Raw genomic sequence first — 17,469 nt, 5'->3', positions numbered from 1 at the left:
ATTATTATTAAAAAATAAAAATGTAAAACAATGAAAAAAGTACTTCTAAGTATAATGTTTGCAGGTGTTGCCTCATTTGCAAGCGCTCAGAAAAGTGAAATCAATGAGGCGAAAAAGACCTGGAACCTTTTGGGCATTACATCAGGTAAATCTCTTGCTACTGACTTAAAGACGCTTAATGGCGGATTAGCTCGTACTGATTTGGCAATTGCTAATGAAAAGTCTAAGGTAATGGCTGAAGCATGGGTTTACAGAGCATTATTTGCTTCAAGGATTGCACTGATCGATTCAGTGAATCTTAATAATGCGAAAGCTAAACAGAAGATTGCTGATGAAGCAATTACAAAAGCAGAAGAACTTGACAAAAAAGGTGCTGAAAAAGAAAACATTGCACAAGCAAAAACAAATGTTGAGAATGCAGTAAGAAACAGAGCTATTTATGCTTATAGAAAAAAAGACTTCAAAACTGCATTAGAAGCTTTCAAGGAAATTATAGCTAAAAACCCTAATGATACATCAATGTATGTAAATGCAGGTGTTACTGCTAAAGAAATTCAAAATTACCCTGAGGTAATCAAGAACTTCAAAAAAGCAACTGAGCTGAACTATCCAGAATCTAAGGCGTTGTATTCTGAAATGATCAACATTACTATGGATAAGTTAAAAGATAGTGTTGCCGGATTAAAATTAATCCAGGAGGCTGCTGTTAAATATCCTGAAGATTCTTATTTCATTGGGTTAGAGACTGACCTTTATATTAAAAGCGGTGATATTAGCAAATCACAGGAGATGCTTAAAAAATTAATTGCTAAAGATCCTAAAAATGCTGTTTATCAGTATTTAATGGGTGAAACCTATTATAAGCAAGCGTTAGCTATCCAAAACAAAAGAAATGCTTTGGATGTGAAAAAGAAGAAGGAGTTTGATGCAATGACTGCACAAATGAACAAGTTTATTGATGAGTCTGTGCCTTATTTCAAAAAAGCTTTAGAAATAGATCCTAAGAATGTTAGCGCATTGGAGAATCTTAAAATTATTTATATGTTTAAGAACGATACGCCTAACTATGAAGATATGAAAAAGAGATTAGACGCTATTAAGCAATAATTTTGTAAGAAGTCTTAAAGAAAAAGAGGGGTAATTTTTATCCCTCTTTTTTTTTTATAAGTTTGTATCAGTAACACACCTTTTCTATGAGTAAGATATCCTTTTTTTCTAGTTTGTTTTTAGTTTCTGTAAGTTGTAATGTTGTTCTTGCCCAAAAAAGCCAGCTTCAAATTGCAAGGAACAGTGTTGGTAAATTGCAGGTTGCTATAAATGCCAAGCAAGATGCTAAAAAACAACTTACGGTATTAGGAGAGGGGATCAAAGCTGCTGAGGCAGCACAGAATGACAAAAAGACTAAGAGGTGGCCTGAAACATGGGCTTTAAAGGCATACCTGGCCTCATATGTTTCTATTATTGATACCGATGAAGGCAATGCTGACAAGTATTATAGCCTTGCATTACAGGCAATTGATTCTGCCAACCGTCTTGATAAATTTCAGGCAAATTACCGTTTGATTGCTGCTTCATCATACAATGTAAATATCAGGAAACAGAGAAAGGGGAGTAGCGCCTATTCAAAAGGGGATTATGCAGCAGCATTTGATTTACTTAAAGAAGTAAGCGATTTTTTACCAAAAGATACTTCGCTGGCAATTAATGCAGCATTAGCAGCACAAAATATACAAGCTTACGATAAAGCATTGGTTTATTTTAAAAGAGCTAAAGAAAATGGGATTAAAAACCCGGTAGTTTTTCAGAATATGGCAAATATTTATAGTTCTAAGTTTGAACATGATTTAGCTATAAAAACACTTGAAGATGGTATTAAGGTAAATCCGTACAATGTATTTTTAACAAATGATTATATCAATCTGTTATTGGATAATGAAAAATATACGGAAGCATTAAAAGTTATTGAGTCAACAATCAAAGTTGAATCGAATAATAAATTACTATATTTTCTGTATGGCTATTTACAACAGCACAAAGCAAATAACAGTACAGCAGAACTTGCATATAATAAAGCCTTAGGAATTGATGAGAATTATTTTGATGCTTTGTATCAATTAGGACTCGTTTATATAAGTTCAGCCAATGAGTCGCTTAAATCTGGAAGTAGTCAGAATGCTCCAAAATTTTCTTCGTATATAAACCGTGCTGAAATTGCATTATTGCAAGCTCACGAAATCAATCAGAACGACAAAGCAACAGTACAGTTGCTGATTGATATTTACACACGTAAGCAAAGACTGGATAAAGTTCAGGAACTTAAGAGTAAACTCGAAGAGTTTTAAAGTCTGTAAATATTCCTTTCTTATATTTAAATCAGTATATTAAATGCTTAAAATTTCTATATATTACATGTTATATAATTAATATTATGTTAAGTAATAATTTTGGAACTCCCTATTCAGCCCTTTAATCATTTATAAATTATTTTGTCTTTTTGCCTTAAACAAGCCTAAAAAATGCTGATATTACTAATCAAAATGGTCAAGTAATTGATATGCATTGTTTATAAATTTGCAATATGTTTAATCGCCCCATCAGAAATATACATGATTTTTTATTAAGTACTTATTTTGCTGATGGTTTGCGTATTACATTAGGCGTTCTTTGTCCGTCACTGATTATGGCACAATTTGGTTTGTTGCAATATGGGATGACATTATCTTTAGGTGCTTTATGTGTTAGTGTTGTAGATTCTCCGGGGCCAATTGTTCATCGCAGAAATGCAATGTTGATTACGACTGCATTGATTACGATTATTTTTATTGTAGTTGGATTGACCAATAGTAACGTTTACTTTACAGCTGTGTTGCTTGTGTTTTTCAGCTTCATTTTCTCCATGCTTTTTTTGTATGGCACCAGAGCAGCTTCTGTTGGAACTGCGGCCTTACTGATTATGGTATTGAGTATTGACGATATCAGGCCCTGGAAAGAAGTTCTCTTTTCATCTGCCCTACTCCTTTTCGGCAGCATCTGGTATACCCTACTCAGCTATTTTTTCTATAGAATCCGCCCCTTTCGTATTGTACAACAGACATTAAGCGACTCTATACATGAAGTAAGTCTTTTTTTAAGAGCTAAAGCTAGATTTTATCATAAAAATATTGATTATGATGATAACTATGCTGATTTGCTGCAACTTCAGGTATTGGTGCATGAAAAACAAGATGCCGTTAGAGAAGTGATGTTCAAAACCCGGGAGATCATCCGTGAATCTACTCCTGAAGGTCGTTTTCTGCTGCTTGTTTTTGTAGATATGGTCGATCTTTTCGAACAAGTAATGTCTACCTATTATAATTACAAGCAATTACATGATCAATTTGATGATTCTGGTATCCTGAGAAATTATGAATCCATTATCATAAAAATAGCAGATGAATTGGATGATATTGCTTTCGCCTTGAAAACGGGCAGCGTTCCCAACCTCCCAACTTCATTGATGGAAGATGTTGAAAAATTAAAGCGTGCAATTGCTGAGTTAGAACAGAATAATACAGACGGGAAATACAGCACCTTAGGGATCATAGCTTTAAAGAATATTGAAGTTAATATAGAAAATATACTTTCCCGTGTAAAAACGATCAATAGTTACTTTAATAAAAAGGAAAAGAAGAATTTAAAAGCTCGTGAGATTGAAGTAGATAAGTTTGTAACAAAGCAAAGTCTGGATCGTGGCTTATTTTATGAGAACCTGACATTCAGTTCTTCTACATTCCGACATTCATTACGTGTAGCAATTGTTATGCTCATTGGCTTTGTAGTTGCAAAATCTTTAAATTTCTCACATAGTTACTGGATATTACTTACAATTTTAGTGATTTCTAAACCTGGTTTTAGTTTAACCAAACAGCGAAATTACGAAAGGATTATTGGGACAGTAGTTGGTGCATTTATTGGGATGGGAATTCTGGTTTATGTACAGGATAAAAATACTTTATTTATCATCCTGTTGTTTTGTATGATTGGTGCCTATAGCTTTCAACGTAAGAATTACGTTGTAAGTGTACTTTTCATGACGCCTTATATCCTGGTACTTTTTGACTTTTTAGGGATGGGTAGCTTATCTATAGCAAGGGAAAGAATTTATGATACATTAATTGGATCAGGTATTGCTTTGCTCGCTAGCTATTCGCTTTTTCCAAATTGGGAACACAAGAAACTGAAAGAAGCTATGTTGGATACTTTAAAAGCCAATATGAAGTATTTTGAAGAAGTGGTTTTGCTGTATGTAGATGAAGTATATAACATGACTAATTATAAGGTAGCCCGTAAGGAAGTTTATGTAACTACTGCTAATCTTGCTTCGCTTTTTCAGCGTATGTTCTCAGAACCTAAGAGTAAACAGTTGATGATGAAAGAATTGCACCAGTTTACAACTTTGAACCATCACCTCTCCTCTTATATTGCTACACTTTCTTTATATAAAAAGGAACACGCTTTTGTGGTTGCAAATTTCGAGAGCCTTAAGCCGGTAGTTCAGAACACTAACTATCTTTTGAACCTTGCGATAGAGAATTTAGAAGCCAATAAGGGTACAACAAGCAATGTACCGTTGATCAGACAGAATATAGAAAATCAGAACACTGACCAAACTGATGAGGTAATTATTAGTGAACAGATAGATCTGATTCAAAAAGTAGCTTATGATATCTTCAAGCTTTCTGAGAAAATCAAAATATAAATAGATAAAACTATAATTGATTTTTTTCTGTTGTATATAGAGTAAAAAACAACAAGATATTATGGAGAAATTGTATACAGCCACCGTTACGGCAAAAGGTGGCCGAAATGGTCATATCAAATCAAGTGACGGAACAATAGAATTTGATCTTAGAAAGCCAAGGGAAATGGGCGGACAAGGAGGCGCTACAAATCCGGAGCAACTGTTTGCTGCTGCATGGGGGCCTTGCTATTTAGGTGCATTGGGTTCAATTGCAGAACGTGAGGGTGTAGATGTTTCGGAAGCAACGGTAGACGTTCATGTTTCATTTAATAAAGATGGAAATGCATTCCTATTATCTGCAGACCTGGATGTACATATTCCTGGCATCAGTACGGAAGAGGCACAGAAATTGGCCGATAAAGCTAATCATGCTTGTCCTTATTCTAAGGCAACAAAAGGAAATATTGAAACAAGAGTAACAGCTATTTAATAGCTGTTACTTATTATAGTAAAAGCTTACTTGCAAGTCCGAGCAAGAATAAAAATCCAAAGACATCGGTAAACGTTGTAATAATTATTGAAGAAGCTATAGCCGGATCAATTCCTACTCTTTTTAATGCTAATGGAATACCGGCACCTGTAATACCTGCAATTACTAAATTGCCTGTCATTGCTAAAAATATCACTATCCCTAACAATGGATTAGAATCAAAATAAAGTGCAAATAAAAATACGATTGCACCTGTACATGCTCCATTAATCAAACCTACAGTAAATTCTTTTAAAACCGTTCTGTAAGCCTGTCTGTCACTTAAATCATACAAGGAAATCCTTCTAACTGTTACAGCGAGTGCCTGGGTCGCGGCATTTCCTCCCATGCCAGCAATAATAGTCATGTAAGCGGGCAAAACAGCCATTAACTTGATGGTGTCATCAAAATGCCTGACTACTGATGAGGCCAGGAATGCAGTCCCAAGATTTAGGATCAACCATGGTAAACGTGATTTTACTGCTTCAATCCAGTTACCGCTCAATTCCTCATCTTCAGAGACCCCAGAAATCTTTAAGATATCTTCCGTATTTTCATCCTCTAAAACGTCTATTACATCATCAAATGTAACACGTCCCAGTAATTTTAACTCTTTGTCTAATACAGGAATACTCGTGATGTTATATTGTGAAATTAGTCGGGCTACTTCTTCCTGATCTGTATCCGGATAAACCCAGGCTACTTCAGCCTTTACCAATTCTGTTATCTGTACATTTCCTTTAGCCTTAATGATATCCTTTAGTGATACAATTCCTTGAAATACGTTATCGTCATTTACAACGAAGATGGTATAGAACTCTTCAATTTCCTCACTTTGCCGGATGATCTCTTCTATAGCATCTTTTTTAGCTAAGTTTAGATTAATTCGGATAAACTCCGTATTCATCAATCCACCAGCTGTTTTTTCGTGATAACTTAAAAGGTTCCTGATGTTTGATGCATCATCTTCATTAAGCTCGGCAAGGATTTCTTTTTGCTCATGCTCTTCCAGCTGCGAAATGATGTCTGTAGCATCATCATAATCCAGCTCTTCAACAATTTCTGTACGTTTATCAGGATGTAGCTGCAGTAAAAGTTCTTCGGGGTGTGATTCCTCATGCATTTCTGCTATTACCTCAGAAGCAGTTTCTACATCCAGCAAATTAATAATTCTTTGCTTCTCATCTTTGTTCAGATTAGCAAATAAGATCGCGATTTCTGAAGCATGGTACTCCGCCAGAATTACCTTCAGCTGTTCGTCATCAGCACTTAAGGCTTGCTTAATTCTGGATACATCTGTCTTATCTAATTCGAAAGATTGCATGAGGCAATAAAGGTAACAATAATCAGTCCTATTTAAACCATCCCTTACGCCAGAAATATATGATTTGTGCGAGTGCAATCCCTCCCATGACTATCATCGTATATAAATACCCATGTTCATTATAAAGCTCAGGCATATTTTGCGGTAGTACCTTACCCGTTACAGGATCAGTAAAGGAGAAGTTCATCCCATAAATTCCAGCAATAAAGGTCAGAGGAATAAAAATTGAAGAAATGATTGTCAGGACCTTCATAATCTCATTCATTCTGTTGCTGATAATAGAGAGGTACATATCTATATTACTTGCAGAAATCTCCTTTAATGATTCTACAATATCTATGATTTGTATACAATGATCATAGGCATCCCTGATATACATTTTTGTCTGATTAGGAATCAGCAGGCTATCACTCCTTAACATATCATTTAATTTATCACGTTCAGGCCATACCACCCTCCTTACGTTGATAAGATTTCTCTTAACTAGTTGTGTGTCAAACATTACATTCTTATCTGGTTTGTCAAACAACCGGTCTTCAATCAAATCCAGTTCATCACCCCATGAACCCAGTATTTGAAAATAAGTATCAATAATGATATCCATTAAAGCATACATCAAATAGCTGCTTCCGGCAATTCTGATGTTCCCCTTTCCTACTTTCAAACGATTTCTAACTGGCTGCAGACAATCATCGTAACCTTCTTGTAAAGTAAAAAGTGCATTCTCCATCAATATAAAGGAGACTTGTTCATTTTCAAGGTTCTTTTGCTCATCAAAATGAAGCATTCTACTCACAGCAAAATCATATTTTCCGTACTCTTCCAGCTTTGGACGCTGATAAGTTCGGGTAATGTCTTCTAAAACCAGCTTACTGATGCCAAAATCATTACTTAGCGTTTCAAACATGGCAAGAGAACCAAAGCCTTTGATTTCTATCCAATAGTTGAATTCATGATTGCTCAGGATTCTTGATAGGTTCTCGATATTATCAAGCTGTTTCACTGCATAATGATGGTCATTATAGCTATGAAACATGATAACAGGTTCCAGTGCATTTTTATCAATATAAACTACACCTGGACTGGACCCGGCTTCCGGTAAGGAATATCGTTTACGTTTGCGCTTTTGTTTTGCTGGTTTAGCCATACATCATAGATATGATTTAGTTTGCGGACCTTGATTAAATAACAGATCTACAATACTTAAGTTTGGTTTAAAGCCTTCCCGATCATCAAAGACCTGGAAATAAGGTTTAAAATCTGCCTCATTTACAGGGTGTTTAAAATGTATTTTACTTCTGAAATCCAGTGCCGGATCAATCTCTTTTATATATTCACTTGTGTAACCAATCGTAGGTTCCTTTTTCAATTGTTTGAATAGCCATTCTAAAAGTTGCTGATTGTAATCAAATAAATATTCAAATTTTGTATGATAAAAATGTGAAAATTCATCTTCATAAAATTCAAAGTAAGCGGCATTTCTATAGCAGCTTTCAAAGCTCTTCCAATGTAAGCGTTGCCAGTTAAAGTCATTACTGATTTTAACATCTTTGATCTTTGTATGTACTTTAGAACCCTTTATTACTGGTATAATTAAATCTAAATGTCCGTTTGGTGAATATATCCTTGTCCGGTTTCTATAGGTTTGTTTAGGGAAATGTTCTTCTTTCTCTAATAAAAAATTATAATCAAAGTCTTTCAGACCAGAGAAATAACCTACAGGTGGAAGATAAAAAAGAGGGAATATAGCTGAACTTTGCATCTGATATTTTATGTTTGCATCTCAATTCGCCAAATTAATGATAAAAAAAGGCTTTTCTTATATAGGAATAGGTTTTTTGAACTTTTTGTCCTTATTGCCGCTTTCGGTACTCTATTTCATTTCTACAATAGGGTATTATCTGGTGTATCATATATTCCAGTACCGTAAACAGGTGGTACGTGATAACCTGACTAAGTCCTTCCCAGATAAAACGCCTGCAGAGATTATTAAAATTGAAAAACAGTTCTTCAGATATTTCAATGACCTCGTTGTTGAAGTCATAAAAATGAATTCTATTTCCAGAGCTGAACTTAAGCGAAGAGTAAAATTTACGAATCTACATTTAGTAGAAGCTTATTTTGATAGAGATGAAAGTGTTTTGGCTTGTACAGGACATTATGGGAACTGGGAATTATGTATGCTGGCATTGGGTGCAGAACTGTCCAAACCAGAATATGTGATTTATAAACCATTAAATAATGAGCATTTTGATGATTGGTTCTATAAAATAAGAACTCGTTTCGGTAATCATTTTATTCCGATGCGACAAACCGTAAGGGCGCTCGCAGGAACCAGGAATGAAGCTACGATGTTTTGTTTTGCAGGTGATCAGACACCTGGAGGAAGTGATTCCCGTTATTGGATTAACTTCATGAACCAGAATACGCCTGTATTGCTGGGATTAGAGAAAATTGCAATACAAACCAACAGACCGATATTTTATTTCCAGGCTAAAGTTGTAAAAAGAGGCTATTATGAGGTAGATTGCATCCCCTTATGCCTTGAACCCAAAGCAACTGAAGGGCATCAGATTACAGATATGCAATTTGCAATGCTGGAAAAATTTTTGAAAGAAGAACCGGCTTTTTGGCTTTGGAGTCATAAACGTTGGAAACATAAACAGATGGACGCAGGATAATGACAATACCAAGTGTAGCAGTAGTAATATTAAATTGGAATGGAAAGGCATTGCTAGAGCAGTTTATGCCGGGCGTGATCAAATCGGTATATCCTAATTTGCAGCTTATTGTTGGAGACAACAATTCCACAGATGATTCTGTCGCTTTCCTGAAAGCCAATTATCCGCAAGTACGTATTATTGTAAATGACCATAATTATGGCTTTGCTGAAGGTTATGGTAAGGTTTTAGATCAGGTTGAAGCCGATTATTATGTGTTGCTGAACTCTGATGTTGAGGTTCCGGAGAACTGGATTCAACCTGTTATTGATGCTATGGAAGTCGACAGTAATATAGCTGTGGCTCAACCAAAAATCAAATGGCAGAAAAACAAGAGTCAGTTTGAATATGCAGGTGCTGCTGGTGGTTATTTAGATTTACATGGCTTCCCTTTTTGCAGGGGCCGTTTATTTGATACGGTAGAGATCGATACCAATCAATACGAAGATCAAAGAGAGATTTTCTGGGCTAGTGGTGCGGCATTATTTGTAAGAAGCAAATGCTGGAAAGAAGTTGGCGGACTTGACCCTGATTTCTTTGCTCATATGGAAGAGATTGATCTATGCTGGCGATTAAAAAACCTGGGATACAAAGTTATTTATTGTCCGAAAGCAGAAGTTTACCATGTTGGAGGTGGAACATTGAATGCTAATAATCCTTATAAAACCTATCTTAATTTTAAGAACAATCTGGTTATCATGCAAAAGAACCTTCCTTTAAATGATGCCTATTCAAGAATATTTATAAGAATGAGCCTCGATTTTATCGCCTGGATACATTTCTTATTACAAGGGAAATCAGATTTTGCCTGGGCAATTAATAAAGCACATTATCATTTTCTGCAAAACCTGTCCAGAAACGGAAAAAAGAGAACAGCTAAGCAAATTGATTTTTTAAAACATACTGGTCAATATCCATCCAGTATTGTATGGGCTTATTTTATCAAGAAGATCAGATTTTTTAGTCAGCTACCTTAATTCTTTTTTTCAGGAACAAAGAAGATTGTTTCATTTTTGTTTGCCACACTAAGAATAGCCTTGTATATGTAATCGCAAACCAGCTTCTCTCCTGCTACATTGATATGTGCAAAGTCGTCCTCAGGAGTATGATATTGAGGGTGTCCGCCTGTATGAAAGCCCAGGACGGAAATGTTTTTCTTATAAAATGAAACGTGGTCGGAACCACCTACATCATAAGCGATGACAACAGGGTTAATTCCTGATTCAGGGCCTAATCCCTTCATCAGCTCCATCCCACCATTAAAAGATGCAGCACCGCCCATGTAAAGCTGCTTCTCCGCATTCATTCTCCCTACCATATCCATATTCATCATTAATTTTATAGATGATAAGGGAATTACAGGATGATTAACAAAATACTTAGAGCCTAACAGACCTTGTTCTTCAGCGCCAAAAGCAATAAAGAGTATGCTGCGTTTCAAGTCCTTTTTATGAGCAGCCAGACGTTCAGCTATTTCCAGTAATGCTGCTGTGCCACTTGCATTGTCATCGGCACCGAGGTGAATTCCTACCGTATCCGGCTTTTTAGATGAAGGACCACCCATACCTAAATGATCGTAATGTGCTCCCAATGCAATAAACTCATGCTTTAATTCAGGATCAGATCCCTCAATAAAACCAATTACATTTTGTGTGGTTACAACTGGGGTGTCTAATCCCTTCTTCACTCTTATCTTAGCATTAAATTCCTGGGTATAATTTTTACCATAAGGTTTTATGCCTGCTTGCTTAAAGTTTTTAATTAAGTAATTTACTACTTTCCTATTCTCTTTTGTTCCTGGAAAACGACCTGCCATCTTTGGTGATGCCAGGAAAGAAATATGCTCAGCAATCTCTTTTTCTGTCACCTCTGATTGAGCGAATGCACCGAAACTTAACGTGGCGCATACAACAGTAAGAAAACAGGTTTTAATATTCACGTTATTTAACCTTTTAGCAAGCTTTCAATGGCCAGTCTGTAACCATCCATACCAAAACCAGTAAGTACACCTTTACAGTTTTTCCCTGTCAGCGATACATGTCTGTATTCTTCTCTGGCATATATGTTTGAGATATGGACTTCAATAACCGGAGTCTTTATTGCGGCAATAGCATCAGCTATAGCTACAGAAGTATGCGTGTAACCACCTGCATTAATGACAATACCATCGTAACTAAAACCAACTTCATGTAGTTTATTGATCAGCTCGCCTTCTACATTGCTCTGGAAATAATCAATTTCAATAATACTATACATGTCGCGCAGTTCATTTATATAAGTATCAAAACCTTGATTTCCGTAAATACCTGGTTCACGAACACCTAAAAGGTTTAAATTTGGGCCATTAATAATTTGTATCTTCATCCAGTCAAACTTAGAATAAAAAATTCGAGTATAAAATTCTTTTTTGTGATTCATAACCCCTACCTGCAATCGTTTAAAAATTACCTTAAGTTAGAGCGTTCTCTATCCTTAAACACTATTGAAAGCTATCTTGGCGACTTAAATAAATTATTGCAGTATTTTGAAAGTATTGGACAAGTGCCTGATTTAAAGCAGATCAATAGTTCAGATTTAAAGCTATTTATTAGCTGGATCAATGAGTTGGGAATGATGGCAAGTACACAAGCAAGGGTGATCTCTTCACTCAAATCATTTTTTAGCTTTCTGGTGCTTGAAGAAGTCATCGATACAGACCCATCAGAAAATCTCGAAACGCCACGTTTAGCACGCCATCTTCCGGATACGCTGGAAATACATGAAATTGATGCAATGATCAATATAATTGATGCTTCAAAACCTGATGGGATGCGTAATAAAGCTATTCTGGAAACCCTCTATGGTTGTGGATTACGAGTTTCGGAGTTGATCAACCTGAAAATATCCGATATTTATGAGGATAATGAATTTATTAAAGTTACTGGAAAAGGAAATAAAGAGCGTCTGGTGCCTATTGGGTTAACCGCATTGAAATATATTAACATTTACCTTCATCAAACAAGGGTTCATATACCCATAAAAAGAGGATTTGAGGATTATATCTTTCTCAACCGATCAGGAACCAGGCTGTCACGTATATCCGTTTTTAATATCATTAAGACACTTGCTGAAAAGTCAGGCTTAAGAAAAAGCATTAGTCCCCACACCTTCCGTCATTCCTTTGCTACACATTTAATAGAGGGCGGAGCAGATTTAAGAGCTGTACAAGAGATGCTGGGACACTCGAGTATTACTACGACCGAGATTTATACACATCTTGACAGAGGTTATTTAAAAGGTGTTGTGACTGATTTTCATTCCAGAAGTTAAACGTTCGCTTTTTCACATTTAATCATCCTGTCTTTCCCTTGCATATCTTTTCTTAATTCTATGTTTATAAATGATTTAGAAGATAGCATATCAACAGTTTCCTGACCTAAATGTTCATTGATTTCGAAGAACAATAAGCCCATATCACTTAAACTTAGCCAGGCGAAATCAGCTATAGCCTCATAAAATTCTAATGGTTTTTCATCTCCAACGAATAAAGCCAAATGAGGCTCATGCCCCAACACATTGTCGTGCATTTCCTCTTTTTCACGTTGTGTAATGTAAGGCGGATTACTCACTATTAAATCAAACTTTTTTTCGGTTGCAAAAGTCCTGATGTCTGCATGTATGAACTTTATATCTACCTCATTTAATGATGCATTAATTGAAGCAGTCTCAATTGCCTCTTTAGATATATCCAGTGCAGATACTTTACAGTTTGGCAGACTTTTCTGTAAAGAAACAGCAATGCAACCACTACCTGTTCCAACATCCAGAATGCGCAAACCAGTTCCAGTAACATCAGCGAGTTCAGCACTTTCAATTATCCATTCTACCAGTTCCTCAGTTTCAGGTCTAGGTATCAGTACAGCAGCATTTACCTTAAATGGAAAACCATAAAATACAGTTTCACCAAGTATGTATTGCAAAGGTTTGCCTGTTTTCAGTTCAGATAGGATGTTTTGCAATTTAGTCAGGTGTTCAGCAGAAAGGGACTCCTCTTTTTTAAGTAGGTAATCAGCTCTTTTGTACTGTAAGACAGACTGAATGGCGATTAAAAATATAGATTCCGTTTCATCATGTCCATAAATATCATATAGCCCATCTTTAAACTCCCTTGCTAAATCCTGTAATTTCATACTACAAAAATAATGATAATACCTAAGGTATTGTTACACTGTTATTAGAAGTTCATCATCCATAAATCGTAATTTAACCTTACTTTTGCTATGATGACAGACGAATTATACATGCAGCGATGCCTGGAATTAGCAAACCTTGGTATGGGAAATGTGAGCCCAAACCCGCTGGTTGGTTGTGTTATTGTAAGTGACCAGAAAATTATTGGTGAAGGCTATCATGCTAAGTACGGTGAGGCACATGCAGAAGTAAATGCAATTCATTCAGTTATTGAAAAATACGCTGACCAAGCGGCTGGCTTACTGGCAAGGGCGACTGTTTATGTGAGTTTGGAGCCATGTGCACATTTTGGTAAAACTCCACCCTGTGCGGATCTGCTTGTCAGACATCGTGTTAAGAAAGTTGTAATTGGCAATAGAGACCCTTTTGCAGATGTAGATGGAAAAGGGATTGAGAAACTTAAAAATGCTGGTATAGCAGTTGTTACAGGAGTATTGGAACAGGAATGTTCTCAGCTTAACCGTCGTTTTTTTACCAGGATCCGTAAACAAAGACCTTATATCATCTTAAAATGGGCAAGTACTGCTGATGGATATTTTGCGCCTAAGGATGTTGCTCAGCGTTGGATAACCGGTACTATGGCAAAACAACTGGTTCATAAATGGCGAACTGAAGAAGATGCAGTTCTTGTTGGAAAGCTTACTGCTTTGGCAGACAACCCACAATTAAATGTCAGGGAGTGGCAAGGTAAAAACCCTATTCGTATTGTTATAGACCGCAATCTGGAGATTCCACTGAGCAACAATCTTTTTAATGATGTAGCTAAAACAGTTGTATTTAATGAACAGAAGACGGAAGTCCAGAATAATATCCATTATATCCAAATGGAGGATATGCAATATTACCTGCCTCAGAAAATAGCATTCCAATTGTATCTAATGGATATACAATCCGTTATTATAGAAGGTGGAGCAAATATTCTACATCAGTTTATCAAAGGGAACCTCTGGGATGAAGCCAGGGTGTTTAACTCTAATAAAATCTGGAAAGAAGGTATTCCTTCTCCGCAAATAAACGGAGTAATTACAGATCAATTTAATATAGAAACCGATACACTTACCATATATCAAAATAACCATTCATGATATTCCTACTTATCAGTATTTGCTGTAGTGTTACAGTCGCCATCCTCCTCAAACTTGCTAAAAGATATAAAATAAACGTTACCCAGGCAGTTACCTGGAACTATTTGTTCGCTATTGTTCTTGCATTCATTTTTTACAAACCCAGTTTCAGTAGTTTCTTTTCAGCTTCAATTGATCCGGTTTATATTGCTTTAGGTATATTGTTGCCCCTTGTTTTCTGGTTTTTGGCAGGATCTGTACGTCATATTGGAATTGTTAAAACTGATATTGCACAGCGTTTATCCTTGTTTATCCCTTTGCTGGCCTCTTATTTCCTTTTCAAAGAAAGCTTCAGTACGCTTAAAATCGTGGGCTTATCAGTTGGTTTTATCGCTATATTTTTTACACTTCATAAAAAGACAGTACAGAAAAATGAGGGCTTAAACTGGTTGTATCCAATGTTTGTTTTTGTTGGTTTTGGAGTTATTGATACCCTTTTTAAAAAAGTGGCCCAAATTAAGGATATCCCCTATACCAGTTCATTAATCATTATCTTTTTTCTGGCTTTCATAGTGTCACTCCTCTCCATTTTCTATCTTTCCATAGTTAAAAAACAGAAAGTTGAATTGGTAAATTTCCTTTGTGGATGTATTTTAGGCTTTTTCAATTTCTTCAATATCCTGTTCTATCTGAAAGCACATCGTGCAATGGCAGATAACCCTTCTGTTGTATTCGCAGCAATGAACATGGGGGTTATTATTCTGGGTAGTTTAGTAGGTATACTTATATTCAAAGAGAAGTTAAATAAATTGAATTACTGGGGGTTAGCACTTTCACTTGTAGCCATACTTCTTATTACCAATCCATTCTTTTAATGCTGTTCGACGATACTTATAAAACTATATCAGCTCCTTCAGAAGGTATATTCAGAGACCGTGGGAGTAAGTTTATTGGTTATGCCTACCCCATTTTATCCGAAGATGCTGTAAAAGATATTTTAGCAGTATTGAGGGCAGAACATCCTAAAGCCAGGCACTTTTGCTGGGCATTTCGTTTAAGTCCGGACAGGAGTATATTTCGTGTTCAGGATGATGGTGAGCCCTCTGGTACAGCAGGCAGGCCAATACTAAACTCAATGCTTTCTGCCGATATTACCAATGTACTAATTGTAGTAGTTCGTTATTTTGGTGGCACATTGCTAGGGGTGCCGGGACTTATAAATGCGTATAAAACAGCTGCTGTAGAGGCAATTCAAGCTGCTGAGGTAATTGAGAAAACAGTAAACGATATATATGAGTTACAGTTCGATTACCTGTTGATGAATGATGTGATGAAGCTGATTAAAGAGGAAAGGTTAAATATTCTGTCGCAGGAATTCGATAACTCCTGCAGTATTAAGATTGAAATCAGAAAATCCAGCCTCAACAGTATCTTGGGAAAGATTGAAAAAATAGAAGGAGTTCAATTAAAATACCTTTTTACTGCCTGATAATTTATAGCTTTATCCTATACTTAAGCTTAATTATGGGACACGCTTTATCTCCATCAGACCTGATTATTAATCCAGACGGAAGCATTTACCACTTAAATCTCCTTCCAGAAGACCTGGCTGAAACTGTTATTACCGTTGGCGATCCGGATCGGGTAACAGAGGTTTCTAAGCATTTCGATAAAATAGAACTCAAAAAAGGGAAGCGTGAGTTTATTACCCATACAGGATTTCTTGGCAAGAGACGTATAACTGTACTTTCTACTGGTATTGGCACAGATAATATTGATATAGTATTCAATGAGTTAGATGCTTTGGTGAATGTTGATTTTCAGAGCAGGATGGTTAAAGAAAAATTAACATCCTTAAATATCATTCGGATCGGTACTTCAGGAGCCATTCAGCCAGATGTACCGATGGGTACTATATTAGCTTCTTCATTTGGTTTAGGGCTGGATGCTTTAATGAATTATTATATCCATGAGTTATCCGGCGATGAACATAGTTTTTTAGATGCATTTAAGACGTATTTTGCACATTTTAGGGGGATTGTACCTTACGTTACCGCTGCTGATGCCGGACTTTTACAGTCGATAGGTAGTCAGATGGAACAAGGTGTAACTGTTACCGCCCCAGGATTTTATGCACCTCAAGGTCGACAGGTCAGAGCTAAGAATGCCGTCCCCGATCTCATTACACAACTCAATACCTTTCGTCATCAGCAAGTAAGAATTACAAATTTAGAAATGGAAACGGCTGGAATTTATGCGCTTGCTAAGGTATTGGGACATAAAGCATTGTCTGTAAATGCCATATTAGCCAGCAGGGTGAACTTTGAATTCAGTAAGAATCCTCAACAGGTGGTCGACAAAGCAATAGGCATGGTTTTAGATAAGCTTTAAAACAAAAAAGCCCATTAAACGTTAATTAAGTACTATTTAACTGAAATACTATGTTACAAAATATAAAAGAGAAATTTACTATAACCATATTAAGTTCATTATTAGATAAATATGATAACGCTATTTCCAGGTATGCGACAGAGGAATTAGAAGCAGGCAAGCGATTGATATCTGTAATTGCCGGGGTTTATTTTTTTCAAAAAGGAGTTCGAAATATCCAGAAACACCCTATTCTAGCTGTTGAAGAGGTGGCTCTTGGTGGTTTTTTATTGTATACTGCTGCCGCAGGTTTAGGTAAAAAGATCATCAAAAAGCCAGTTGATCTGGAAGATATACGTAGGAACCAAATCCAAGGTAATGATCCCAATAGCATTGTACCTGCCTTTGTTTAAATCTTATTAGAGTCCTGCTATAGATCATCAATTTGTAAATAGGCTAAAAAGCCTTACTTTTGCCTTTTATTATTTATTTACCGGGCCTTGAACCCGAGT

At 36.1% G+C, this 17,469-nt stretch carries 18 protein-coding genes; 12 read left to right on the top strand and 6 right to left on the bottom strand.

Translation table 11 applies throughout. From position 1 onward, the window contains the following. The first annotated feature begins 30 nt into the window (after window positions 1-30). The 4 genes from ABDJ41_RS22520 to ABDJ41_RS22505 all read left to right on the top strand — a co-directional run bounded on the left by ABDJ41_RS22520 (window position 31) and on the right by ABDJ41_RS22505 (window position 5,210). Complete coding sequence (locus tag ABDJ41_RS22520) at window positions 31-1,107, top strand: tetratricopeptide repeat protein (protein WP_349788412.1); 1,077 nt, start codon at window positions 31-33, stop codon at window positions 1,105-1,107. Window positions 1,108-1,193: 86 nt separating this feature from the next. Then, a complete protein-coding gene (locus tag ABDJ41_RS22515; protein ID WP_349788411.1) occupies window positions 1,194-2,342 on the top strand; it encodes a tetratricopeptide repeat protein in 1,149 nt (382 codons plus the stop codon). Between the two features lie 236 nt (window positions 2,343-2,578). Then, window positions 2,579-4,738 carry an FUSC family protein gene (locus ABDJ41_RS22510; protein WP_349788410.1) on the top strand — a complete coding sequence of 720 codons (2,160 nt, stop codon included), beginning with the start codon at window positions 2,579-2,581 and terminating at the stop codon, window positions 4,736-4,738. A gap of 61 nt (window positions 4,739-4,799) precedes the next feature. Beyond that, window positions 4,800-5,210, top strand: a complete 411-nt coding sequence (locus ABDJ41_RS22505; RefSeq protein WP_349788409.1) for an organic hydroperoxide resistance protein — start codon at window positions 4,800-4,802, stop codon at window positions 5,208-5,210. Window positions 5,211-5,223: 13 nt separating this feature from the next. Here ABDJ41_RS22505 and mgtE read toward each other — a convergent pair whose 3' ends face one another. Genes mgtE through ABDJ41_RS22490 form a run of 3 tightly spaced genes read right to left on the bottom strand, consistent with a single transcriptional unit; the run spans window position 5,224 to window position 8,335 of the window. Then, on the bottom strand, window positions 5,224-6,573 hold the full coding sequence (mgtE, locus tag ABDJ41_RS22500) for a magnesium transporter (protein WP_349788408.1): 1,350 nt from the start codon (window positions 6,571-6,573) through the stop codon (window positions 5,224-5,226). 28 nt (window positions 6,574-6,601) lie between these two features. Next, on the bottom strand, window positions 6,602-7,720 hold the full coding sequence (gene corA, locus ABDJ41_RS22495) for a magnesium/cobalt transporter CorA (RefSeq protein ID WP_349788407.1): 1,119 nt from the start codon (window positions 7,718-7,720) through the stop codon (window positions 6,602-6,604). A gap of 3 nt (window positions 7,721-7,723) precedes the next feature. Continuing rightward, window positions 7,724-8,335 carry a WbqC family protein gene (locus tag ABDJ41_RS22490; protein WP_349788406.1) on the bottom strand — a complete coding sequence of 204 codons (612 nt, stop codon included), beginning with the start codon at window positions 8,333-8,335 and terminating at the stop codon, window positions 7,724-7,726. A gap of 37 nt (window positions 8,336-8,372) precedes the next feature. Between ABDJ41_RS22490 and ABDJ41_RS22485 the strand changes: the two genes are divergently transcribed. Further along, entirely contained in the window at window positions 8,373-9,254 is an 882-nt protein-coding gene (locus ABDJ41_RS22485; RefSeq protein WP_349788405.1) for a lysophospholipid acyltransferase family protein, read from the top strand. Next, window positions 9,254-10,270 carry a glycosyltransferase family 2 protein gene (locus tag ABDJ41_RS22480; RefSeq protein ID WP_349788404.1) on the top strand — a complete coding sequence of 339 codons (1,017 nt, stop codon included), beginning with the start codon at window positions 9,254-9,256 and terminating at the stop codon, window positions 10,268-10,270. Before ABDJ41_RS22485 ends, ABDJ41_RS22480 begins: the two co-directional genes overlap by 1 nt. Here ABDJ41_RS22480 and ABDJ41_RS22475 read toward each other — a convergent pair. Both ABDJ41_RS22475 and aroQ read right to left on the bottom strand, forming a co-directional pair. Next, window positions 10,267-11,232, bottom strand: a complete 966-nt coding sequence (locus tag ABDJ41_RS22475; RefSeq protein WP_349788403.1) for a M20/M25/M40 family metallo-hydrolase — start codon at window positions 11,230-11,232, stop codon at window positions 10,267-10,269. The genes ABDJ41_RS22480 and ABDJ41_RS22475 overlap by 4 nt on opposite strands. 5 nt (window positions 11,233-11,237) lie before the next feature. Next, window positions 11,238-11,657: a type II 3-dehydroquinate dehydratase gene (aroQ, locus tag ABDJ41_RS22470; protein WP_349788402.1), complete on the bottom strand. Its 420-nt coding sequence runs from the start codon at window positions 11,655-11,657 to the stop codon at window positions 11,238-11,240. 45 nt (window positions 11,658-11,702) lie between these two features. Here aroQ and xerD point away from each other — a divergent pair, with 45 nt between their 5' ends. Then, complete coding sequence (gene xerD, locus ABDJ41_RS22465) at window positions 11,703-12,602, top strand: site-specific tyrosine recombinase XerD (protein ID WP_349788401.1); 900 nt, start codon at window positions 11,703-11,705, stop codon at window positions 12,600-12,602. On the opposite strand, the gene prmC is transcribed toward xerD, so the two are convergent. Continuing rightward, window positions 12,599-13,462, bottom strand: coding sequence for a peptide chain release factor N(5)-glutamine methyltransferase (gene prmC / locus ABDJ41_RS22460; RefSeq protein ID WP_349788400.1), 864 nt, complete (start codon window positions 13,460-13,462; stop codon window positions 12,599-12,601). The two genes, xerD and prmC, sit on opposite strands and share 4 nt — an antisense overlap. 90 nt (window positions 13,463-13,552) lie before the next feature. On the opposite strand from prmC, the gene ribD reads away from it, so the two are divergent. Genes ribD through ABDJ41_RS22435 form a run of 5 tightly spaced genes read left to right on the top strand, consistent with a single transcriptional unit; the run spans window position 13,553 to window position 17,370 of the window. Continuing rightward, a complete protein-coding gene (gene ribD / locus ABDJ41_RS22455; protein ID WP_349788399.1) occupies window positions 13,553-14,608 on the top strand; it encodes a bifunctional diaminohydroxyphosphoribosylaminopyrimidine deaminase/5-amino-6-(5-phosphoribosylamino)uracil reductase RibD in 1,056 nt (351 codons plus the stop codon). Further along, window positions 14,605-15,462: a DMT family transporter gene (locus ABDJ41_RS22450; RefSeq protein ID WP_349788398.1), complete on the top strand. Its 858-nt coding sequence runs from the start codon at window positions 14,605-14,607 to the stop codon at window positions 15,460-15,462. The genes ribD and ABDJ41_RS22450 overlap by 4 nt, the downstream gene beginning before the upstream one ends. Continuing rightward, window positions 15,462-16,076: an IMPACT family protein gene (locus ABDJ41_RS22445; protein ID WP_349788397.1), complete on the top strand. Its 615-nt coding sequence runs from the start codon at window positions 15,462-15,464 to the stop codon at window positions 16,074-16,076. Before ABDJ41_RS22450 ends, ABDJ41_RS22445 begins: the two co-directional genes overlap by 1 nt. Before the next feature lie 35 nt (window positions 16,077-16,111). Beyond that, a complete protein-coding gene (locus ABDJ41_RS22440; RefSeq protein ID WP_349788396.1) occupies window positions 16,112-16,978 on the top strand; it encodes a nucleoside phosphorylase in 867 nt (288 codons plus the stop codon). A 50-nt stretch (window positions 16,979-17,028) separates the two neighbouring features. Next, on the top strand, window positions 17,029-17,370 hold the full coding sequence (locus ABDJ41_RS22435; protein WP_349788395.1) for a hypothetical protein: 342 nt from the start codon (window positions 17,029-17,031) through the stop codon (window positions 17,368-17,370). Window positions 17,371-17,469 lie beyond the last annotated feature (99 nt).

Source organism: Pedobacter sp. ASV1-7, from assembly GCF_040203335.1.
In the GTDB taxonomy this organism is placed as follows: Bacteria; Bacteroidota; Bacteroidia; order Sphingobacteriales; family Sphingobacteriaceae; genus Pedobacter.
Note: the sequence above shows the minus strand (reverse complement) of the source record. Positions and strands in the feature narration are given on the sequence as shown.